Raw genomic sequence first — 21,614 nt, forward strand, 5'->3', positions numbered from 1 at the left:
GTGCGGGGCTGCGGCTTGGGGTGGGTCTTCGATCGGCTAGACTTGGCCGACCCGCGTCTTTCTCAGGTTGTTCAGTGCGTGCCGGTTAGGTTCCGCGCTCCCTGGGTAACGCAAAGAGTCTTTGATTCGCCCGCCCCCGGTAGGCGTGCGAGGATCGCTACTGTCCGTAGCGGACGTCCGATGGCGGACGGCCGTGGATCGCAACAATGAGGAGTTTTCGCCGTGTCCGAGGTACGCATCGCCGCCGAGCCGCGCACCGAGTTCGGTAAGGGTGCCGCGCGGCGCACCCGCCGGGCCGGCAGGGTGCCCGCCGTGCTCTACGGTCACGGCACCGACCCGCAGCACATCTCGCTGCCGGGCCACGACCTGATGCTCGCGCTCAAGACGCCGAACGTGCTGCTGACCATCGAGGGCGTCGGCGACGGCGCCGAGCTGGCGCTGCCGAAGGACGTGCAGCGCGACCCGGTCAAGGGGTTCCTGGAGCACGTCGACCTGCTGCTGGTCAAGCGCGGCGAGAAGGTCGTCGTCGACCTGCCGGTCGTCCTGACCGGCGACGTGGTTCCGGGCGGCCAGGTGGCGCAGACCGTGGTGGAGATCTCCGTCGAGACGGAGGCCACGCACATCCCCGAGTCCGTCGAGCTGGACATCAGCGGCCTGGAGATCGACAGCCAGGTGCTGGCCAAGGACCTGAAGCTGCCGTCCGGCACCACGCTGGTGGCCGACGACGACATCCTGATCGTCCAGATCCGCGACGCGAGCGTGGCCACCGAGCCGGAGGTCGAGGCCGAGGCCGAGGCCGCCGAGGCGGAGGGCGAGGGCGCGGCCGAGGGCGAGTCCGCCTCCGAGTGACGGAGGCGGCGGCGCGCGCCGGGTAGCCGGCCGCACTTCAAGGCTGCATTACACGGCCCCCGCGGGTGTGCGCACCGGCGGGGGCCGTCCCTGTTGTCCGGGGGCCTCGGTTGTTTCGGTGGGCCTCGTGGTGGAGGAGTTCGGGTGAGCGCGGATCTCTGGCTGGTGGCCGGCCTGGGCAACCCCGGTCCGTCGTACGCGAAGAACAGGCACAACGCCGGGTTCATGGTGCTGGACGTCCTGGCCGCGCGGGCGGGCGGGCGGTTCAAGTCGCACCGGGCGCGGGCGGACGTGCTGGAGGGACGCCTGGCGGGCGCGCGGGCGGTGCTGGCGAAGCCGAGGTCGTTCATGAACGAGTCGGGCGGCCCGGTGAAGGGGCTGTGCGACTTCTACAAGGTGCCGGCGGAGCGGCTGATCGTCGTCCACGACGAGCTGGACATCCCGTTCGGCGCGGTGCGGCTGAAGCTCGGCGGCGGTGATAACGGTCACAACGGGCTGCGGTCGGTCACGCGGTCGCTCGGGACGCGCGAGTACCTGCGGGTGCGGTTCGGGGTGGGCAGGCCGCCCGGTCGGATGGACGCGGCGGCGTTCGTCCTGAAGGACTTCTCGGCGGCCGAGCGCAAGGACCTCGACCTCGACGTGGACCGGGCGGCGGACGCCGTGGAGGCGCTGATCACCGAGGGTCTGGGCGCGGCGCAGAACGTCTTCCACGCGGGCTGAGCGGGCGGCCCGGGGCCTCAAACGGCTGACCGGATCCGGCCACAGAGCGGGACCGCAAGATCACTATCCGGGGCCGCGCGTGCTCCTGGGGAAGGTTCCGCCGCACGTCCGGGCTGGTTTGCCGGGATTGTCGCAGTGATGTGCGTGTTTGTCCGATGACCACGGTAAAGCGGACGTAGGATGCTGCTCGAATGTGGTTCATGATGCTTGTGAACCTCACGCGACGTTCAACCGTCTTCGGTGTGAATCGCGCTGACGGGGCGCGCGTTACAGGGGATTGGTGAGTGGTTTATGGCCGTCGTTGACAAGGTGCAGGCCGAGTCATCGATCAGCCATGAGCAGCGGCGAGCGACCTTCCAGAGCTGGAGCGGATTGTACCGGCGGGTCGCCGGCTATCTCGATTTCCTCAGCATGCTCCTGGCCGGCGTGATCGCTTTCGTCCTCCGGTTCCCCGGGGTGCCGACCGACCCGACGGTGCCGTACGTGGCGCTGACGGTGGCGCTGCCCATGGTGTGGGTGCCGACGCTGATGATGTGCCGGGCCTACCAGCCGAGGTACATCGGCGTCGGCTACGAGGAGTTCCACCGCGTGCTGCGGGCCGGGTTCATCCTCACGGCCGCGCTGGCGATCATCGCGTACGCCACCAAGACGGAGGTCGCCCGCGGCTACGTGGTGATGGCGATGCCGCTCGGCACGCTCCTCAACGTGTTCGCGCGGTACCGGCTCCGCAAGTGGCTGCACCGCAAGCGCTGGAACGGCGAGTGCATGCGCCGCGTGGTCGCGGTGGGGCACCGCACGTCCGTCGCCGACCTGATCCGGGTGCTGCGGCAGAAGCGCTACCACGGGATGGACATCGCGGCCGTGTGCCTGCCGCCCGCGCTGGCCGCGGGCGACGACGCCGTCAGCGAGGTCGAGGGCGTGCCGGTGCTGGGCGACTTCAGCCAGGCGGCCGCGGTCGCCGACCGGATCGGCGCCGACTCGGTGGCGGTGCTGGCCTGCCCGGAGATGGACGGGACGGCGCTGCGCCGGCTGGCCTGGCAGATCGAGCGCGACGACGTCGAGCTGGTGGTCGCGCCCGCGCTGATGGACGTGACCGGCCCCCGCATCTCGATCAGGCCGGTGGCGGGGCTGCCGCTGCTGCACGTGGAGCACCCCGAGCTGGACGGCGGCCGGAAGATCCTCAAGGGCGCGTTCGACCGGACGGCGGCGCTGGGCGGGCTGGTCCTGCTGAGCCCGCTGCTGCTGACCGTCGCGTTCCTGATCAAGGTGACGAGCGCGGGCCCGGTGATGTTCCGGCAGGTCCGGGTGGGCCGCGGCGGCCGCGAGTTCACCGTGCTGAAGTTCCGCACGATGGTGCGGGACGCGGAGGCCCGCAAGATCGAGCTGATGCAGCACAACGAGAACGACGGCGTGCTCTTCAAGATCCGCGCGGACCCGCGGGTGACCCGGGTGGGACGGTGGCTGCGCCGGTACTCGCTGGACGAGCTGCCGCAGCTGTTCAACGTCCTGCGCGGCGACATGTCGCTGGTCGGGCCGCGTCCGCCGCTGCCGGAGGAGGTCGCCCAGTACGGCGGCGACGTGTACCGGCGGCTGGTGGTGAAGCCGGGGCTGACGGGCCTGTGGCAGGTGTCCGGCCGCTCCGACCTGACGTGGGAGGAGTCGGTCCGGCTCGACCTGCGGTACGTCGACAACTGGACGCTGGCCCTCGACCTGCAGATCATGTGGAAGACCTGGTCGGCGGTCTTCCGCGGCTCCGGCGCGTACTGATCCGCCGGCCGATGACCTGCCGACCGCCCATTTCGGCATCGTCCACCCTGCCGCCCGGCGGGACCCTGGACGCATGAGAAAGTTGACCGAGCAACTCGGCCGAGTCGGGAATGTGATCAAGGGATGACGGTGGAAGCGGCGGCGGACGACCACGCGCTGGCGGCGGAACTGGCCGCCGAGGCGGGACGGCTGCTGCTGGACGTTCGGGACGAGCAGGGCTTCGCCGACGCGCGGGCCCTGAAGGACACGGGCGACCTGCGTGCGCACGAGTACCTCATGGCGGCGCTGGCCGAGCGCTGTCCCGGCGACGCCGTCCTGTCCGAGGAGGGCCGCTCGGCGGTCGCGGGGAAGCGGGCGGGCGGCGACGATCGCGCCCCGACCCGCAACACCTCCGACGCGGAGCGGCGCACGGCCGACCGGGTGTGGATCGTCGACCCGCTGGACGGCACCCGCGAGTTCTCCGAGGAGGGCCGCCGCGACTGGGCCGTCCACGTGGCGCTGTGGCGGCGCGACCCGTCCGGCGGCGGCCGGCTCGTGGCGGGGGCGGTGGCGCTCCCGGCGCAGGGCCTGACCCTCCGGACGGACGCGACCGGCGGCGCCTCCCTCGTCCGGGTGGATCCCGGCGAGCCCGACCCGGTGACCGCCGGACGGGACGCCTCCCGCACGGGGCGGCCGCGCGAGGTCCCGCTGCACGTCCCGGCGCCGGACGCGGGCAAGCTCCGCATCGCCGTCAGCCGCACCCGCCCGCCCGAATTCGTCCGGCTGCTGGCGGAAGGCCTCGCCAAGGCAGGTCAGGGGGGAGTAGGGGGTCGCCCCCCCTCGGACGGCATCGACGTGGAGCTGGTGCCGATCGGGTCGGCGGGGGCGAAGATCTCCGCGGTCCTGCTCGGCGAGGTCGACGCCTACGTGCACGCCGGCGGCCAGTACGAGTGGGATTCGGCGGCGCCGGCGGCGGTGGCGCTCGCCGCGGGCGCCCACGCGTCCCGGGTGGACGGGGCCGCGCTGGAGTACAACCGGGAGGACCCCCGGCTGCCGGATATCCTGGTGTGCCACCCCGTGTCGGCGCCGACGCTGCTGACCGGCATCCGGGACGTGCGCGGCGCCCTGCCCGGCTGACCCCGCACGCCGGGTCCGCCTCGCGGAACCGTCCTGACAGGCTCCGGCCTGGCGGGATTGATCAGCGGCGGGCCGGTGTTCGACCTGGTGTGGCCGTCCGTCCCGTCGGCCACCGGTGCATCTGCCACAACAGCGTGAAAAGAGCCCTAGACCATGCAGCGTTGCGACTATCTGCTGTCACAGTTGGACGTCCTTGAGGCCGAGTCGATCCACATCTTCCGGGAGGTGGCGGCCGAGTTCGAGCGGCCGGTGCTGCTGTTCTCGGGCGGCAAGGACAGCATCGTGATGCTGCGGCTGGCGCAGAAGGCGTTCTGGCCGGCGCCGATCCCGTTCCCGGTGATGCACGTCGACACCGGGCACAACTTCCCCGAGGTGATCGAGTTCCGCGACCGCAGGGTCGCCGACCTCGGGATCCGGCTGGTGGTGGCGTCCGTGCAGGAGTCGATCGACAGCGGCCGGGTGGTGGAGGAGAAGGGGCGCCGCGCGTCCCGGAACCGGCTGCAGACGACGTCGCTGCTGGACGCCATCGAGGAGCACCGGTTCGACGCGGCGTTCGGCGGGGCGCGCCGCGACGAGGAGAAGGCCAGGGCGAAGGAGCGGGTGGTGTCGTTCCGGGACGAGTTCGGGCAGTGGGATCCGAAGAATCAGCGCCCGGAGCTGTGGAACCTGTTCAACACCAAGATCGTCCAGGGTGAGCATGTGCGGGTGTTCCCGCTGTCGAACTGGACGGAGCTGGACATCTGGGACTATGTCCGCCGGGAGGAGCTGGAGCTCCCGCCGATCTACTTCGCGCACACCCGCCGCGTGTTCGAGCGGGACGGCCTCCTGCTGGACGCCGAGACCGGGTTCGCGAACCGCGGCGACGACGAGCCGGAGTTCGAGGCGACCGTCCGGTACCGGACGGTCGGCGACGCGTCCTGCACCGGCGCGGTGAAGTCGTCCGCCGCGACGCTGGACGAGGTGATCGAGGAGATCGCGGCCACGCGGATCACCGAGCGCGGCCAGACCCGCGCCGACGACCGCACCAGCGAGGCCGCCATGGAGGACCGCAAGAAGGAGGGCTACTTCTAATGGCCGGTTTCGAGTCCGCCCAGCGGCCCTCCACGGGCAAGAGCATGGATCTCCTGCGGTTCGCCACCGCCGGCAGCGTCGACGACGGCAAGTCCACGCTGATCGGCCGGCTGCTGTTCGACTCCAAGTCGATCTTCGAGGACCAGCTGGAGTCGGTGGAGAAGACCAGCGCCGACCGCGGCGAGGAGTACACGAACCTGGCGCTGCTGACCGACGGGCTGCGCGCCGAGCGGGAGCAGGGCATCACGATCGACGTGGCGTACCGCTACTTCGCGACGCCGCGCCGCAAGTTCATCATCGCCGACACCCCGGGCCATATTCAGTACACGCGCAACATGGTGACGGGCGCGTCGACCGCCGACCTGGCGATCATCCTGGTGGACGCCCGCAAGGGCATCCTGGAGCAGTCGCGGCGGCATGCGTTCCTGACCACGCTGCTGCAGGTCCCGCACCTCGTCGTCGCGATCAACAAGATGGACCTGGTCGACTACGACCAGGGCGTCTACGAGCGGATCGTGGACGAATTCACCGCGTTCGCCTCCAAGCTGGAGGTGACGGACATGACGTTCATCCCGATCTCGGCGCTGCACGGCGACAACGTCGTCCAGCGGAGCGTGAACACGCCGTGGTACGAGGGGTCGTCGCTGCTGCACCACCTGGAGCACGTGCACATCGCGTCCGACCGGAACCTGATCGACGTGCGGTTCCCGGTGCAGTACGTGATCCGGCCGCACGCCTCCACCGACCCCGAGCTGCACGACTACCGCGGCTACGCGGGGCAGGTCGCGGGCGGCGTGCTCAAGCCGGGCGATGAGGTGGTGCACCTGCCGTCCGGGCTGACCACGACGATCACGCACATCGACGGGCCGCGCGGGCCGGTCGACGAGGCGTACGCGCCGATGTCGGTCACGCTGCGCCTCGCCGACGACATCGACATCTCCCGCGGCGACATGATCGCGCGTCCGCACAACCGGCCGGAGGTCGCGCAGGACATCGACGCGATGGTCTGCTGGATGACCCCCGACCGGACCCTCGGCCCCCGGTCCAAGCTGATCATCAAGCACACGACGCGCACCGCGCGGGCGCTGGTGAAGGACCTGCACTACCGCCTGGACGTCAACACGCTGCACCGCGACGACCAGGCCGCCGCCCTGGAGCTGAACGAGATCGGCCGCGTCTCCCTCCGCGTCACGCAGCCGCTGTTCGTCGACGACTACGGCCGCAACCGCCTCACCGGCGGCTTCATCCTGATCGACGAGGCCACCAACAACACCGTCGGCGCCGGCATGATCACCGGCGCCCGGTAGTGGCGCGCGCGGGCGGGGACGCGGCGCCGGTCCGGGTCCTGTTCATCGGCGGGCTCGGGCGCAGCGGCTCGACGCTGCTGGAGCGGATCCTGGGCGAGCTGGACGGCGCGTTCGCGATGGGCGAGGTCGTCCACCTGTGGCAGCGCGGCGTGGTGGACGGCGAGCGCTGCGGCTGCGGCGAGCCGTTCCACGACTGCGGGCTGTGGCGGAAGGCGGGGGAGAGGGCGTTCGGCGGCTGGCCGTCGTTCGACGTCGCCGGCTTCCTGGACGTGAAGGCGTCGGCGGACCGCACCCGGTACATCCCGTCCCTCGCCCGCGCCCGCCTGGCCGACGACCTGCGCGGACGCGTCGAGAAGCACAACGCCGTGTACGCCCGGCTGTACGGCGCCGTCCGCGAGGTGAGCGGCGCCCGGGTGCTGATCGACTCCAGCAAGTCGGCCTCGCTGGCGCACTGCCTGCGGTGGAGCCCGGAGATCGACCTGCGGATCGTCCACGTCGTCCGGGACCCGCGCGCCGTGGCGCATTCGTGGGCGAAGACGGTGCGGCGGCCGGAGGCGGTCGGCGAGACGGCCGAGGGCGAGTTCATGGCGCGCTGGTCGCCGGGGAAGACCGCGCTGCACTGGGACGCCCAGAACTTCGGGTTCGACCTGCTGGCCCGGGCGGGCGTCCCGACGCTGCGCGTCCGCTACGAGGACTTCGCCGCCGCGCCCGCCGGCACCGTGCGCGGCATCGCCGGATTCGCCGGGCTGGACGAGGCCGAGCCGCCGTTCACCGACCCCGCCACGGTGGAGCTGAGCGCCAACCACCAGGTGGCGGGCAACCCGATGCGGTTCCGTACCGGACGGGTCGAGCTGCGGGCGGACGAGGCGTGGCGCGAGGCGACGCGTCCCGCGCACCGGGCGCTGGTCACGGCCGTGACGATGCCGATGCTCGGCCGCTACGGCTACCGGCGCCGCCCCGGAGGCTGACCGCCGGGAACCCACGCCGACCAGTGTGTCTGGGTTGTCCGGATGTGGCCGTGGATGCACGGGAGGTCGCGGTACGGCTAGGTTTCTGGCTGTGCGACGTCCACCCGAGGGTTCCAGCCGGTCCCGGCGGAGGCGCCGCCGTGCCGCGCTGGCCGTGACCGCGGCGAGCGTCGCGGCCGCGTCCGGCGCCGCCTACGTGCTCCACGACGGGCGCGGCGTGGCCGACGCCCGTCCCGCCGCCGACGCCCAGGCTCCGTCCCCGTCGGTCGGGACGCCCACGTCGCGGCCCGCGCCGCAGGCGTCCCCGAACGGCGCCGCCGACGCCGCGACCCGGGAGACCTACGCGCCGCGGCCACGGCGGACGGGCACCGGCGACTGCGTCCTCGGCGCGAACCTCGTGCCGCGCTGCGGCGTCCTGTGGGGCGACAGCCCCGGCATCGACCCGCTCCACGTGCTGGAGGCCAAGCTCGGCCGCCGGTTCGACCTGGTGCACTTCTGGCACGGCGTCGACCAGACCACGGTGCCGAGCCGCGAGGCGAAGCGGCTGGCCGCGCAGGGACGCATCCTGCACATCAACATCGCGTCCCGCCCCTTCTCCGGCTCCGGGTCGGCCCGGTGGAGCGACGTCGCCGCCGGACGCTGGGACTCCGCGCTGACCAAGCAGGCCCGCGGCGTCGCCGCCTTCGGCGAGCCCGTCTTCCTGACGTTCGACCACGAGCCCGACACCAAGGAGAAGGCGCGGACGCGCGGCACCCCGGCCGACTTCGCGCGCGCCTGGCGCCGCGTCCACGCCATCTACGAGCGCAACGGCGCGACCAACGCCGTCTGGACGTGGGTCCTCACCGGCTACTCCGGCAACTTCCCGCGCGCGGCGGGCTTCTACCCGGGCAACCGGTACGTCGACTGGATCGGCTGGGAGAACTACCTCGGGACGCTCTGCGACGGCCGAGTCTGGGAGAACCGCCGGTTCCGGACGTTCGAGCAGACCTTCAAGCCGTTCTACGACTGGCTCAAGACGGACGGCGTGAAGGCCGGGATCGACCCGCGCAAGCCGTACATGCTGAACGGCATGGCGTCCGTGCGGTTCGCCGACCCTGCGCTGTCCGTCCGCTGGTACCAGCAGCTCCCGGCGGCGCTGGCGCGGTACCCGCAGATCAAGGCCGTCCAGCTGTGGCAGCCGCCCAAGGGCATGGTGTGCCCGTACCGGCTGCTGGACAGGCCCGCCGAGGTCGCGGCCCTCGCGAAGGCGGGCCGCGCCCCGTACACCACCAAGTTCCGCCTTACCGGCTGACCCGCTTCAGACTCCCCGTCCGCGGCGGTGCAGGAACCGGACGATCCGGTCGGCGCCGACGAGGCGGCAGGCGATCGCGACGGCCAGGTAGGCGCGCGGCTCCCGCCAGTTCGCCCGGACGGTCCGGCGCACCCACCGCAGCGCGGCCCGGCGGCGGCCCGACGCCGCCTCCGCGAACGCGATCTGCCCGGCGATCCGCCCGTACCCGGCGGGCATGAGGCGGAACTCGGGGAAGCGCTCCAGCAGCCAGGCCAGCGCCTCGGCGATGACGCGCCACCGCTGCGCGAAGTACGACCGCTTGTGCCACAGCACCTCGACGTGCACGTCCTGGACGTTGACGATCGGCGCGTCCCGCGCGGCGCGCAGCAGGAACTCGTAGTCCTCGCCGTGGCTGCCCGGGACCTCCTCGCTGACCAGGCCGATCCGGTCGATGAGCGCGTCCCTGCGGAGCAGGAACGTCGAGGGGTGCAGCTCGGTGAGGCGGGAACGCAGCAGGTCGGTGAACGTGACCTCGCCGCGGTCGAGCGCCCGGTCGACCTTCGTGTCGTCGTACAGCACGCGGATGCCGCAGCACGCCAGGCCCGCGCCGGGCGCGTCCCGCAGCGCCGCGACCTGCGCGGTCAGCTTGCCGGGCAGCCACCGGTCGTCGTCGTCGCAGAACGCGACGAGCTCGCTCGTGGCGGCGAGGATGCCGGAGTTGCGCGCCCCGGCGAGGCCGGGCACCCGGGTGTTGGCCATGACCGACACCCGCCGGCCCGGCTTGTCGAGGACGAGCGTGCCGTCGATCTCGCTCTGGTCGTGGACGACGAGGACGTGGACGTCGCCGGGATAGTCCTGGGCGAGGATCGAGTCGAGCGCGACGCGCAGCAGCTCCGGCCGGTCGCGGGTCGCGACGACGGCGGTCACGCTCGGGAACCCCTCCGCCTCCCCGGCGTCCTCGACCTTGGCATGTTCCGTTTCGCCGGACGCCTCGCCGGACGTCTCGTCGGCGGTCTTGGCGCGCACGTTCATCAGGGTGTCGATCAGCGAGCCGGTCCGCTGGACGGCCGCCGCCTGGACGGCCCCGGAGTCGCCCTCGGCCAGCAGGAACGCGTCCGGCTCGTCGAGGAGCCGGTCGAGCTGCGTGCGGAGGTCCTTCTCCGTGGCGCAGGCGGCGACGAGGCCCTTCTCCTCGATCCGCCGCAGGAAGTCGATCTGGTGGCCGTCCACGATCTCGTCCAGGGCGGGGTCGCGCGGCACGATGACCGGCAGCCGGCCGAGGCGGCGCGCCTCCCCGATCGTGGACGCGCCCGCGTGCGTCACCACCGCGGACGCCCGCCCCATCAGGTCCAGCAGCTCGACGTGGTCGAGGAAGTCGCGGGCCTCGGCGTGCTCGGGCGCGCGGGACGCGCCGTGCTGGACGACGCAGCGGACCCGGCCGCGCCCCAGCTCGTCGAACCAGCGGTCCACCCACTCGATCAGCCGGTCGAAGCGGTGGTAGTCGGTGCCGACGGTCACGAGCACCAGCGGACGATCGTTCACAGCAGGTTCCCCACGACGACGGAGTTCGGGTAGAAGCGGCGCTGCTCGTCCCACTGGACGAGGAAGAGCGACGCGAAGGGGCGGCACAGCCGTCCGGTGAGGGTCGGCGAGTCGATGCGGTCGTACACCTCGATGTACACCGACGGGATCCGCATCAGCTTGGCCAGGACGAAGAACGGAAGCGCGACCCCGGCGCCGGTGGAGACCACGACGTCCGGCCGCGACTTGCGCAGCAGCCGCCAGGCGAGCCGGGTGTTGCGCAGCAGGTTCGGGATGTTGCGGGTGGTGGGCTGGTACGCCCAGGACACCTGCTCGCCGTCCAGCAGCGACTCCGCGTGCCGGGACTCGAACGTCACCCAGGAGCGCTCATGCGGACGCCACCAGGGTTCGAGGGCCAGCAGCTGCGTCAGATGGCCGCCCGCGGACCCGATCAGCAGGACATGTCTTCCGGTCGGTGGCATTGGACTCCTTCACGGGCATGGGGTGGGGGTCAAGCGTGAGCTGGTCTAGGAAGGGGCGGCGCGTCGGCGGATGCGGCGGATCTCGTCCAGGCGCAGGACGTCGCGGCGCAGCAGGCAGCCCGCGCCGTAGAGGCAGGCGCCGGCGAACGTGGCGATGAGCAGCGGCAGGAGACCGTCCAGCAGCAGCCGCGTGGTCAGCGGCAGGACGCCGAAGCCGACCCCGGCGAGCGCGGCGGCGGTGAGCGTCCCGCGCCCGAACGGATGCAGCCGCAGCACGTGCGCGATCTGCGCCAGCGGCACGACGTTCTTGACGAACAGCGCGATCGCCCAGCCGGCCGCCGCGCCGGTGATCCCGAGCCGCGGGATCAGCAGCAGGTCGGCCACGATGTTGACGGTCATCGCGGTCACGATGTTCGCGAGGTTCCAGGTCGTCTTGCCCGCCATGATCAGCACGGTGTCGACCTGGCCGCAGATCGTCGCGAACAGCATGGTCAGCGACAGGATCAGCACCACGTCGGCGCCCTCCTCGTACCCGCCGCCGAAGAGCTGCAGCGAGTAGGGCGCGAACGTGGCGAACACCAGGTAGACGGGCCAGGTGAGCAGGACGAGCCAGCACGTCGCCGTCTGGTAGAGCGACCGGGCCCCGGCCATGTCGCCGCGCGACAGGACCGCGCTGAGCTGCGGCTGCACCGCCTGCCCGAGGGCCTGGTTGCCGATCTGCCCCACCACGACGTAGCGGGTGGCCGCCGTGTACACGGCGGCCTGAACCGGGCCGAGCATGGCCGCGACCAGGACGATGTCGAACCGTTGCAGCACGATCTGCGCCACCGACGCGATGGCGCGCGGCGCCGTGTACCGCCAGAACTCGCCCGCCGTCCCGCCGCGCGCGGCCTCTTCACCCGGCTTCTCTGACGCCTCCACGGCGGGTTCGGGGGGCGGGACGGGACGGCGCATCAGCCCCCGCAGCAGCAGGACGGCGATCACCGCGGACACGATGTAGGGGCCCGCCCAGGCCGCGCCCAGCAGCGACGTCGCGCCGAACAGCGCGAGACACGCAAGCAGCGACAGCTGCAGGCCCTGCCGGGCGATGTTCTCGACCAGCGCCGTCGGGCGCATGGAGCGGTACCCGCGCGTGGCCGCCAGCGCCGCGTCCGACACGGCCGCCGCGGGCAGGAACAGCGCGAGCGCGCGCAGGTAGCGGGCGCCGTCGTCGGCCGGGCCGTCCACCGCTGCCTCGGCGATCCACGGCGCGGCCGCGTACAGCACGGCGGCGATCACGATCGCCGCGACGACGGTCGGCCCGAACGCCGCGCGCACGTAGGCGGCGACACGGTGCCCGAGGCCGAGCGCCCGCGTCCGCGCGATGAAGTAGACGAGCCCGACGTCGGTGCCGAGCCGCGCGAGCGCCAGACCCATCAGGAAGACGGTGGTGGCGGCGAAGAAGACGCCCGCCTCCTGCTTGCTGAACCCGCGGGTGAGGACCACCACCGACAGGAACTGGGCGACGGCGGCGAACCCGGCGCCCATGAAATTCAGGACCCCGCCGCGCGCCAGCGCCCGCAGGTCGGCGGTCCCGCGCGTGGGGGTCGTGGTCTTTTCGGATGTGGACGTCATCGCCAGGACGGCGGCTTCCCGAGCCAGCCGGCGAGGCGCTCGTCCTCGGGCAGGAAATAGTCCGACAGTTCCTGGCGCACCTCGTCCGAGAGCTTCGACGCGCGGGGCGCGGCGTTGTGCCGCTCGAACGCCGGGTACTGCCCGGCGGGCAGGCCGAGGAACGTCAGCACGCCGTCGTAGACGCTCTCGGGGCTCGTCGCCAGCTCCTGGTTGTCGATGACGTGGATGCGCTCCCGTCCGACGAGGCCCTCCAGCCGTTCGAGCTGCTCGGCGTACCGGCCGCGGGCCCGGTAGGCGTGATGCTGGACGGCGAAGCTCAGATACGACGGATCGGCGACCATCTTGTCGATCTCGCCGTCCAGCCGTTCCTCCTCCAGTTCCAGCGCCCGCTCGAACGGCTCGGACTCGAACCCCCGCCGCACCTCCTGGGCGTGCGCCGAAAAGGCGCGCTCCACCGGGTCCCGCACCATGACGATCAATTTCACGCCCGGCAGATCCCGCGCGATCCTTTCCGGGGCGAGCGGATGGAACATGTAGAAAGGGCTGGCCTCGAAAGTCTGCGGCCGCACCCCGACGCGGCGCTCCACCAGACGGGCGGTCGCCTTGAGCGGGAAATGCGCGCGGTACCAAGGAAAACCGCGCTCGTAGGCCATGTCGAAGTAGTGCACGCCCTTGTCCATCCGGTCCCGCAGGACGGCCGGATGCGCGCGCAGGTAGCGGAACAGCGACGTGGTGCCGCACCGCTGCGCCCCGACGATGAGGAAGTCGGGGACCATCCGCGCCTCGTGGGTGAGGCGCCCCACGGCCCGCACGCTCCTGCGGACCGTCTGCTTGGCGGATCCCGTCAGCGCCTGGGAACCGGTCACGGCCGCCTCCTTCCGTCAGGATTGAAATAGGACGACTGGGCGAGCTCGCGGAACGCGCGCATCGATTCCGGATATCCGCGCAGCGAGTAGTACATGGTCGTCTTCTTGTTGTGCTTGTGGTTCTTGTCGTAGTAGGCGAGCGCCTTCACCTGCGGCTGCCGCCGGATGTAGTCGCCGAACGAGCGCAGCCAATCGGCGCGCGCGCCGCCCTGCTCCTCGGCGCCGTACTCGCCGATGACGATCGGTTTGTCGTGGTTCTTCGCCCATGCCAGGAACGAGCCGAAGATCTGCTCGGGCGGGCGCAGCGACGGGTAGGCGTACCCGTCGGCGCAGAGCCAGTCGACCTGGCCGTCCCCCGGGTAGTAGGCGGGGGCGCGTCCGGCGTCGAAGCCCTCGACCGTGGGGCACCACACCCAGCCGACGTTGGACGCCCCCTCGTCGTGGAAGATCCCCCTGATGCGCCGCCACGCGGCGATGTACTGCTTCGGGGAGCCGATCTCCTTCTGCAGGTTCGGCCGGTCCATCTCGCCGCGCCACGCCAGCAGGACGGGCTTGCCGAGCCCCTTCACCGCGCGGGCGCGTTCGCGGATCAGGTCGTCCTCGCGTCCCTCGATGATCGAGTCGGTGGCGGTGCCGCCCCAGCCGATCATCATGACCCGGCCCTCGCCGGCGAACCTCTGGTCGACGTCGCGCGGGAACGGCTTGCCCCACGGGTAGTAGCTGCGGACGAGGTCCAGCGGACCGCCGATCCGCCGGTCGAAGTCGGTGACCGCGTCGATCTGGCCCTGCTGGGTGTGGTCGCCGCCCTTCGGGTCGACGTACGCGCCGAACCAGGCGCCGCGCTCCGGCGGGCGCGGCCCGCCCGCCGGATAGGAGTCGAGCTCCCGCACGGCGGCGGGACCGTCCTCGCGGGCGGCCCAGGCCAGCCCTCCGACGGCCGCCAGGACGACGGCCGCCGCGCCCGCGACGACGGCCAGCGCCCGCGGGCGCATGACCGTCCCGCGGCGCTCCGGCACGTTCCCGTCCTGGCTCCCGCCGGGCCTGCCAGGCCCTGCGGGTCCGCCCTCCTGCGGGGAATTGGTCGGCTCCTTCAAGATCTAACGCCCCCCGATCCTCGTTCAGCAGTCGTTCAGGCCATCCCGCCCGGCCCGGCCGCGCCGGTCGTCGCCCGCTGCGGCGCGCTCGCCGCGTACGCCGGCTCCGGCCCTGCGGCGTCCGGCTCGGCCGGGTCGCGGGCGGGGTCGTCGTCGCCGATGACGGCGCGGGTCGCGAGGTTCAGCGCGATCAGAAGGAAGACGCCGAAGATCAGGCCCGCGATCACATCGCTCACCCAGTGGACGGCCAGGTAGGTGCGAGAATATGCCTCGATCCAGGCGAGCAGGGCCAGGATCGTCCAGCCGATCACCCGGCCGCGCGGTCCCGTGCGCGCGCTGAGGAAGAAGAAGACCGCCACGATCCCGTACACGGCGACGACCCGGACGTTCCCGCCCGAGGGATAGGTGCCGCCCGAATCCGGCGGGGCGGGCCGGTCCATCAGGTAGGTCAGGCCGAGGACGAGGTAGTGCGAGGCGAACAGCATGACGCCCATCGCCGCCGCCGGCAGCCAGCGGTGCCGCCGCCACACCAGCGCCAGCATCAGCGCGGCCCCGACGCACGTCCCGCGGACGAGCCACGACGTGCTCACATCGGTGATCACGTCGTTGAAGGACTTCCAGGCCCCGATCTGGTTGTCCACCATGCCCTGGTAAACCCAGTCGTCGAACGGCTGGGACGCCACCGCCACCGGGCCCAGCGCGGCGGAGATCCCCCAGCCGACGGCGAGCGTCCCGGCGGCCACGACGGCGAACCGCAAGGGCGCGCTCAGCCGGCCCAGCGGCCCGCCGCGCAGCACCGCGACGACCCCGCCGCGCCCGCCGGATTCCCCGCCGCCCCCGCGGGCGTCCGCTCCGCGGGTGGTTTCCAGACGTCCGGCGCGGAGGAAGGCTGCGACGCCCGCGAGTGCGATCAGCAGAAGGCCCAAAGGCAGCAAGAGAGCAATGAAGACGGACATGGCACCTTGAGAGTGTTCGGGCCGGAGGCCGGGACGCCGCAGCGTAAGAGAGGGGTCTGCGCAATTATGCCGTAGCACGGCACATGGGCCGTCCGGCCAATCCGGCTGTGGAAGAACGGTCAGGAGTAGACGCCCCGGCCGGGCGGGCGGTTTACCGCACCCAGGCAAGAATCACTTTACGTCACCGACTTTTACTTAACGTACATAACAATTTGTGTAGCACCGGATGACCTCCGGAAACTCCTGAGACAGGGGAAGCGCTAGCGGTAACGTTCTCGCGCAACGGTGGTGCGCGGGGGCCGTCCCCTTCATTAGGTCCCGCGCCTCGGTGGGCCCCCGGATGGGGCAATTCCAGGAGTGACCGTAGATGGTTCGAACGTGTAGAGCGCTGGCCGCGGTAGTCCTTGTCGTGACGGGGGTTTTCGCCCTCGGGGGACAGGCGTCCGCGGAACGGCTGACCCAGGACCGGCTGGTGAGCCCAGACCCGGTGAACTGGTCCCCCAACATCCTCGACGGCACCGTCTACGCGATCGAGCAGATCGGTGACAAGATCATCGTGGGTGGCACCTTCACACAGGTGAAGGAGGTGGGCAACAGCACGGCCTTCGCTCGCGCGAACATCCTCGCCTTCAACGCGACGACCGGGAAGATCGACACCGCGTTCGTGCCGAAGCTCGACCGCGCGGTGTACGACCTGCAGGCGGCGCCGGACGGCAAGTCCGTCTACGCCGCGGGCACCTTCAACAACGTGAACGGCGCCGCGCAGAAGGGCGTCGCGCTGCTGAACGTCGCCAACGGCTCGACGGTCACCACGTTCAAGCCGCCGCTCGTCGACGGCATGGTCCGCACGATCGGCCTGTCCAAGGGCCGGCTGTTCATCGGCGGCTCCTTCGCCAGGATCGCGAACCAGCCGCACGCCGCGCTGGCCGCGCTCGACGCCACGACCGGCAAGCTCACCGACTTCCTCAACGTCGGCGTCGGCGGCCTCCACAACGGCGGCACCACCAAGGTCTGGCAGTTCTCCATCACCCCCGACGCCAGCAAGATGGCCGTCATCGGGAACTTCACGCAGATGGAGGGCAAGACCCGCGACCAGTTCGCGATGCTCGACCTCACCGGCGACAAGGCCACGGTGGCGAACTACTACACCAAGGCGTTCGAGGCCCGCTGCACCCGCTCGGTCGAGACCTACCTGCGGGACGTCGAGTTCTCGCCCGACGGCGAGTACTTCGTCATCGTCTCGACGGGCGCCTACTACGCCAACACCCTCTGCGACACCGCCAGCCGGTGGAAGACCGACCAGAGCGGCACCGACCTCAAGCCCACCTGGGTCAACCACACCGGCGGCGACACGCTGAGCGCCGTCGCGATCACCGGCGCGGCCGTCTACGTCGGCGGCCACAACCGCTGGCTGAACAACCCGTTCTGCGCCGACCGCGCCTGCCAGGGCGCCGTCAACCGGCCCGGCATCGCCGCGCTCAACCCCGTCAACGGCATCCCCTACTCCTGGAACCCGGGACGCGACCGCGGGCACGCGGTGGAGGACCTCGTCCCCACCGCCGACGGCCTGTGGTTCGGCGCCGACACCGACCAGGTCGGCGGCGAGTACCACGCCAAGATCGCCAAGTTCCCGCTCGTGGGCGGCAAGGAGATCCCGAAGAACAACACCGGCAAGCTTCCCGGTGACGTCTTCATGGCCGGCGGCGTCCAGCCCGTCAACCCCGACAACAACGTCGACAAGCGCCACTTCGACGGCACCACGGCCGGGGCCGCCGCGTCCGTCCCGAACGGCGGCACCCCCTGGTCCGCCGCGCGCGGCGCGTTCATGATCAACGGGCAGCTGTACTACGGCGCGTCCAACGGCACCTTCAACCGCCGCAGCTTCGACGGGACGACCTACGGCACGCCCGAGACGATCAACACCGCCGACCAGCTCGCGAACATGTCCACCTGGCACAGCGAGGTGGACGACATCACCGGCATGTTCTTCCAGAACGGCCGCGTCTACTACACGCGGTCGGGCCTCGGCGCGACCGGGAAGCTCTTCTACCGCTACTTCGAGCCGGAGAGCGGCATCGTCGGCGGCGAGGTGTACACCGCGTCCACCGGCATCACCGGGCTGAGCTGGACCGACGTCCAGGGCATGTTCGTCGCCGGAGGCAAGCTGTACTGGGCGAGCCAGTCCGGCGGCGCGCTCAAGAGCGTCGACTTCGAGAACGGCGCGCCCGTCGCGGGCACCGTCAAGACCGTCGACTCGACCGGGGACTGGCGCTCCCGCGCCATGTTCCTGCTCGCCGGCACGGCCAACAAGGAGCCGGTGGCGGCGTTCACCACCGCCTGCGAGGCGCGCGAGTGCACCTTCCAGGGCGCCACGTCCGCCGACGCCGACGGCCAGATCACCGGCTACGCGTGGGACTTCGGCGACGGCAACACCGGCACGGGCGTCGCGCCGCAGCACACCTACGCGGAGAGCGGCACCTACACGGTCAAGCTGACGGTGACGGACAACGACGGCGACACCGGCACGGTGAGCAAGAGCGTCCAGGTCGTCGACAAGGCCATCGCGTACCGCGGCGGCGCCGGCGACAACCGCAACACCAACGCGCCGGCGCTGACGGTGCCCGCCGCCGTCGCACCCGGCGACGGCATGGTGCTGATCATGACCAAGAACAGCAGCACGGTCACGGTCACCGCCCCGCCGCCCGGCTGGACGAAGGTCGACGAGGTCACCGCGGGCAGCATGACCAGCACCGTGTACAAGCGGGTCGCCGTCGCCGGCGACGCCGGCTCCGCGGTCAAGGTCGGCCTCAGCGGCTACGCCAAGACCGACATCAGGCTGCTGACCTACCGCGGCACCGCCGCCGACCCGGTCGCGGCAGCGGCCAGCGGCGTCGGGCTCACGACCGCCACGACGCACGTGACGCCGAAGGTGGACGTCGCCGCGCCGGGCAGCGTGGTCATCTCCTACTGGTCCGACAAGGGGACGACGACGTCCTGGACGGCGCCGCCGGCGATCACGACGCGCGGCACCGAGGGCGGCGGCAGCTCGTCGAGCATCAGCATCCTGGTCGGCGACTCGGGCGGGTCCGTCCCGCTCGGCGCCTACGGCGGGCTCACCGCGACCGCGAACGTGGCCGCCAACAAGGCCGCCATGTGGACGATCGTGCTGCGGCCGCAGCCGTGATGCCACCGTCCGGCCCGGCTCTCGTGAGCCGGGCCGGACGGGCCAGCTGAAGAGAAAAAGTGTGAGGGGCGGGCCAGTCGATGGCCCGCCCCTCAGACGTTCGTCAGGTGCCCGGGTGTCAGCTCACGCGGTCCGACCAGGACGTGAGTACCGGCAGGAGCCAGGTGCCGAGACGTCCCAGCCGTGCACCGGCCTCGTCCTGCCGGTCGGTCAGGTAGCGGGTGCCCAGTTCGGCGAGATACAGCAGGGCCACGAGCGTCGCCTCGTCCGGCGTGAGACCGAGCGGCGCCAGCGTCTTCGGCGCCCCGGCGATGCCCTCGTCGGCGGCCTGCCGGGGATCGGCGCCGCCCTCGGTGATGGCGTCCTGCGTCACGTAGTGCACGGCGTCGAAACCGACCGGGACGCCCGTCCCGAAGCGCTCCCAGTCCCAGACCAGCATCCGGTCGGGCAGCGCGGCCATGTTCCAGGCCGTCCAGTCGCCGTGCCACGCGCCGAAGGGCAGCACGCGGTCGCCCGCGCGCTCCGCGACACGGTCCAGCGCCGCCGTGATCTCCCGTCCCGCGTCGCTGTCGAGCGCCGTGGCGCGGGACCGGAGCGAGTCCCAGTACGGGGCCGCGGTGAGCGCCAGCCGCTCGACACCGTCCACCTCGGCGACCTCCGCGACCGCCGCCATCATGCGGTCGTGGCTGAGCGTGGAGTGCCGCGACCACACCGGCAGCGGGTCCAGGACGAGGATCTCCAGCCCGTTCCACTGGCCGGTGTGCGCGATCGACGGGACCCGCACCGTGGGCATCGGGCGCTTCGCGAGCTTCTCCAGCGCCGTCCGCTCGGCCCTGACCAGCTCGCGGGTCAGCTCGTTGACGCCGATCTTCGCGTAGCCGATCGTCCGCCCGTCGCGCGCGAGGACCTGCGCCACCGGCTTGCGGTTCGCGCGGTCGGGGCCGATGTGCAGGGCGATCATCACCTCGGCGCCGAGGACACGTCCGAGATAGCCCTCGATGTCCGGCGCGTCGGCGGTCGCCTCGTCTAGGGACGGGGACGCGCCGGTGTCGTAGACGCGGACGCGGTCGCGCAGCAGCGGGCCGCCCACACCGGTCCGCAGGCCGAGCGCCAGCGCGTGGGACAGCAGGCCGGCCTTGCGGGAACGGTCCTTGTTGAACCCGAGCACCGCCGCCGCGCCCGGACGCCCCGACGCGGGCAGCATCAGCCGCGGCTCCCGCCCGTGCGGCACGAGGAGGTACTCGCGGACGGGCCGTCCGGCACCGGCGGGCGGGCCGCCGGACCCGGTCGTGACGTGCCGCGGCGGCGGCCACAGCAGTGCCGCGATCTCCGCCACGTAGCGGGCGCGGCCCGACACGGCGGACGCGGTGCCGTCGGAGGTTCCCACCTGTCGATCACCCGATCTCTCGTTGGCGGCGCGCCTGGTCGCTGCGCCACAGCAGGGCAAGGCTCACGAAGGTCAGCGACAGCGGCGACCCCGCGGACGTGTAGGCGGTGCTGAACCAGAACGACAGCAGCACGACGAGGGAGCCGCCGATGCCGTACGCGGTTCGGTCGTGCCGGTAGCGCCACAGCGAATGCAGGAAGAAGCCGAAGAACAGCGCCGTCCCGACGAAGCCGTTGGAGATCAGGAGGAGCCAGAGCTGCCCGGTGCTGCCGACCGTGGAGTTGCCGCACTGCTCGCAGGTCGGCGTCCGGCCGATGGCGATGGACGACGGGCTGCCGCGCAGCGCCCGCCCCGACCCGTAGCCGAGGACGGGCGAGCTCGCCGCCGCCTCCACCGACCGCAGCGCGAGCGTGGACCGGATGTTGTCGCTGTGCCCGTTCTCGGCGCGGGCCTTGACCATGGTGCTCAGCGGGGACAGCGCGAACACCAGCATCCCGACGATCAGGCCGAGGGCCAGGACCCCGAGCACGAAGAGCCGTCCCTGCAGCATCAGCCGGAAGGCGACGTACAGGACCGCGATGACGATCCCGAGCCACATCGCCCGGTTGAGCGAGTAGACGGTCGGGATCGCGGCGACGACGGCGAGCAGCGCCACCGCCCATTTCGCGCCCCGGGAGCCGGTGGCCCACCAGCCGACGAACACCCACACCATGAGGACGACGAGGTTGTTGCCCCAGATGTTGGTGTACTCGAACGGCGCTTTGGGACGCGCGTTGGACGCGCCGACCACGTCCTGCACCTGGGCCAGGCCCGGGTGGACCATGTCCTCGACCCATTTGCTGGACGTCATCGACTTGGGCAGCAGCATCTCCACCGGGGAGACGAAGCTCACCTCGGGGAACAGGATGCCCGCGACGCCGCCGATCACCGTCATGATCCCGAGGAGGCCCAGCAGCCGCGCGAGCCTGCGCAGCGGCATCCGCTCCTCGGTGAGGTTCCCGATGTAGAGGAACATGACGGTGGCGGCGGTGTACAGGACGATGCGCTGGGCGAAGCCGAGGAAGCCGCCGGAGTTCGGCATGGTGCCGGGGGCGACGAGGCCGAGCGATGCGGCCCCGGCGACGGCCCAGACCAGGAACAGCACCCAGATCCCGAAGCCGGGCGGGACCTGGATCCGCCGCTTGCGCATCAGCAGCCACGCCATCGGGGCCGCGGCGAGCGCCCAGATGATCGACGTCATGCCGAGCGCCCACCACACCGGGTAGATCGCGAACAGCGCGTACAGCGGCCAGGCGGGAAGCGGCCGGCCCGGCGTCCCGGCGGCCGGTTCGGGCACCGAGCTCAGGGGCCGCGCGGACGTCCGCCCTTCGCGCGGCAGATCGACGATCATGGCAGGGCGGCCAGGGCGAGGACGGCCGGAGGGGGAGCGGCCGGGCGGGGCG

17 protein-coding genes are annotated in these 21,614 nt (G+C 71.7%); 9 read left to right on the plus strand and 8 right to left on the minus strand.

Features of this window, described 5'->3' with window-relative positions; genetic code table 11:
- Positions 1–222 precede the first annotated feature (222 nt).
- The 8 genes from E1287_RS33620 (at position 223) to E1287_RS33655 (ending at position 9,089) form a co-directional block, all read left to right on the plus strand.
- Positions 223–849: a 50S ribosomal protein L25/general stress protein Ctc gene (locus tag E1287_RS33620; RefSeq protein ID WP_131969314.1), complete on the plus strand. Its 627-nt coding sequence runs from the start codon at positions 223–225 to the stop codon at positions 847–849.
- Between the two features lie 144 nt (positions 850–993).
- Positions 994–1,569, plus strand: a complete 576-nt coding sequence (gene pth, locus E1287_RS33625) for an aminoacyl-tRNA hydrolase (protein WP_131969315.1) — start codon at positions 994–996, stop codon at positions 1,567–1,569.
- A gap of 291 nt (positions 1,570–1,860) precedes the next feature.
- A complete protein-coding gene (locus tag E1287_RS33630) occupies positions 1,861–3,336 on the plus strand; it encodes a sugar transferase (RefSeq protein WP_131969316.1) in 1,476 nt (491 codons plus the stop codon).
- A gap of 123 nt (positions 3,337–3,459) precedes the next feature.
- A complete protein-coding gene (locus E1287_RS33635) occupies positions 3,460–4,452 on the plus strand; it encodes an inositol monophosphatase family protein (RefSeq protein WP_131969317.1) in 993 nt (330 codons plus the stop codon).
- A gap of 153 nt (positions 4,453–4,605) precedes the next feature.
- The gene (gene cysD, locus E1287_RS33640) at positions 4,606–5,523 is read left to right on the plus strand and encodes a sulfate adenylyltransferase subunit CysD (RefSeq protein WP_131969318.1); all 918 of its coding nucleotides are present in this window, start codon (positions 4,606–4,608) and stop codon (positions 5,521–5,523) included.
- 44 nt (positions 5,524–5,567) lie between these two features.
- The gene (locus tag E1287_RS33645; RefSeq protein ID WP_131969328.1) at positions 5,568–6,830 is read left to right on the plus strand and encodes a GTP-binding protein; all 1,263 of its coding nucleotides are present in this window, start codon (positions 5,568–5,570) and stop codon (positions 6,828–6,830) included.
- Between the two features lie 38 nt (positions 6,831–6,868).
- On the plus strand, positions 6,869–7,798 hold the full coding sequence (locus E1287_RS33650) for a sulfotransferase (protein WP_131969329.1): 930 nt from the start codon (positions 6,869–6,871) through the stop codon (positions 7,796–7,798).
- A 91-nt stretch (positions 7,799–7,889) separates the two neighbouring features.
- Positions 7,890–9,089, plus strand: a complete 1,200-nt coding sequence (locus tag E1287_RS33655) for a hypothetical protein (protein ID WP_131969319.1) — start codon at positions 7,890–7,892, stop codon at positions 9,087–9,089.
- Between the two features lie 6 nt (positions 9,090–9,095).
- Here E1287_RS33655 and E1287_RS33660 read toward each other — a convergent pair whose 3' ends face one another.
- From E1287_RS33660 to E1287_RS33685, 6 genes are all read right to left on the minus strand, one after another.
- Positions 9,096–10,610 (minus strand): glycosyltransferase, encoded by a 1,515-nt coding sequence (locus tag E1287_RS33660; protein ID WP_131969320.1) that lies wholly within the window; start codon positions 10,608–10,610, stop codon positions 9,096–9,098.
- Positions 10,607–11,071 carry a PssD/Cps14F family polysaccharide biosynthesis glycosyltransferase gene (pssD, locus tag E1287_RS33665; RefSeq protein ID WP_131969321.1) on the minus strand — a complete coding sequence of 155 codons (465 nt, stop codon included), beginning with the start codon at positions 11,069–11,071 and terminating at the stop codon, positions 10,607–10,609. Before pssD ends, E1287_RS33660 begins: the two co-directional genes overlap by 4 nt.
- Before the next feature lie 45 nt (positions 11,072–11,116).
- Entirely contained in the window at positions 11,117–12,685 is a 1,569-nt protein-coding gene (locus E1287_RS33670; RefSeq protein WP_131969322.1) for a polysaccharide biosynthesis C-terminal domain-containing protein, read from the minus strand.
- Positions 12,682–13,551, minus strand: a complete 870-nt coding sequence (locus tag E1287_RS33675) for a sulfotransferase (protein WP_243719609.1) — start codon at positions 13,549–13,551, stop codon at positions 12,682–12,684. Before E1287_RS33675 ends, E1287_RS33670 begins: the two co-directional genes overlap by 4 nt.
- A complete protein-coding gene (locus E1287_RS33680; protein WP_131969323.1) occupies positions 13,548–14,567 on the minus strand; it encodes a beta-mannanase in 1,020 nt (339 codons plus the stop codon). The genes E1287_RS33675 and E1287_RS33680 overlap by 4 nt, the downstream gene beginning before the upstream one ends.
- Before the next feature lie 113 nt (positions 14,568–14,680).
- Positions 14,681–15,601, minus strand: coding sequence for a phosphatase PAP2 family protein (locus tag E1287_RS33685; RefSeq protein WP_131969324.1), 921 nt, complete (start codon positions 15,599–15,601; stop codon positions 14,681–14,683).
- A 409-nt stretch (positions 15,602–16,010) separates the two neighbouring features.
- Here E1287_RS33685 and E1287_RS33690 point away from each other — a divergent pair, with 409 nt between their 5' ends.
- On the plus strand, positions 16,011–18,785 hold the full coding sequence (locus E1287_RS33690; RefSeq protein ID WP_165969321.1) for a PKD domain-containing protein: 2,775 nt from the start codon (positions 16,011–16,013) through the stop codon (positions 18,783–18,785).
- Between the two features lie 118 nt (positions 18,786–18,903).
- Here the strand turns inward: E1287_RS33690 and E1287_RS33695 are convergent, their stop codons facing one another.
- Positions 18,904–20,172, minus strand: a complete 1,269-nt coding sequence (locus tag E1287_RS33695) for a hypothetical protein (RefSeq protein ID WP_131969326.1) — start codon at positions 20,170–20,172, stop codon at positions 18,904–18,906.
- Positions 20,173–20,179: 7 nt separating this feature from the next.
- On the minus strand, positions 20,180–21,614 hold a 1,435-nt coding region (locus E1287_RS33700), incomplete at its 5' end, for an O-antigen ligase family protein (protein WP_207934623.1).

The sequence above is a fragment of the Actinomadura sp. KC06 genome (assembly GCF_004348735.1).
Lineage (GTDB): Bacteria > Actinomycetota > Actinomycetes > Streptosporangiales > Streptosporangiaceae > Spirillospora.

What these genes read in the sequence shown, in the direction of transcription:
- E1287_RS33630 (WP_131969316.1), top strand. Translation starts at nt 1,861, where the DNA reads ATGGCCGTCGTTGACAAGGTGCAGGCCGAGTCATCGATCAGCCATGAG.
- E1287_RS33635 (WP_131969317.1), top strand. Translation starts at nt 3,460, where the DNA reads ATGACGGTGGAAGCGGCGGCGGACGACCACGCGCTGGCGGCGGAACTG.
- cysD (WP_131969318.1), top strand. Translation starts at nt 4,606, where the DNA reads ATGCAGCGTTGCGACTATCTGCTGTCACAGTTGGACGTCCTTGAGGCC.
- E1287_RS33645 (WP_131969328.1), top strand. Translation starts at nt 5,568, where the DNA reads ATGGATCTCCTGCGGTTCGCCACCGCCGGCAGCGTCGACGACGGCAAG.
- pssD (WP_131969321.1), bottom strand. Translation starts at nt 11,071, where the DNA reads ATGCCACCGACCGGAAGACATGTCCTGCTGATCGGGTCCGCGGGCGGC.
- E1287_RS33670 (WP_131969322.1), bottom strand. Translation starts at nt 12,685, where the DNA reads ATGACGTCCACATCCGAAAAGACCACGACCCCCACGCGCGGGACCGCC.
- E1287_RS33685 (WP_131969324.1), bottom strand. Translation starts at nt 15,601, where the DNA reads ATGTCCGTCTTCATTGCTCTCTTGCTGCCTTTGGGCCTTCTGCTGATC.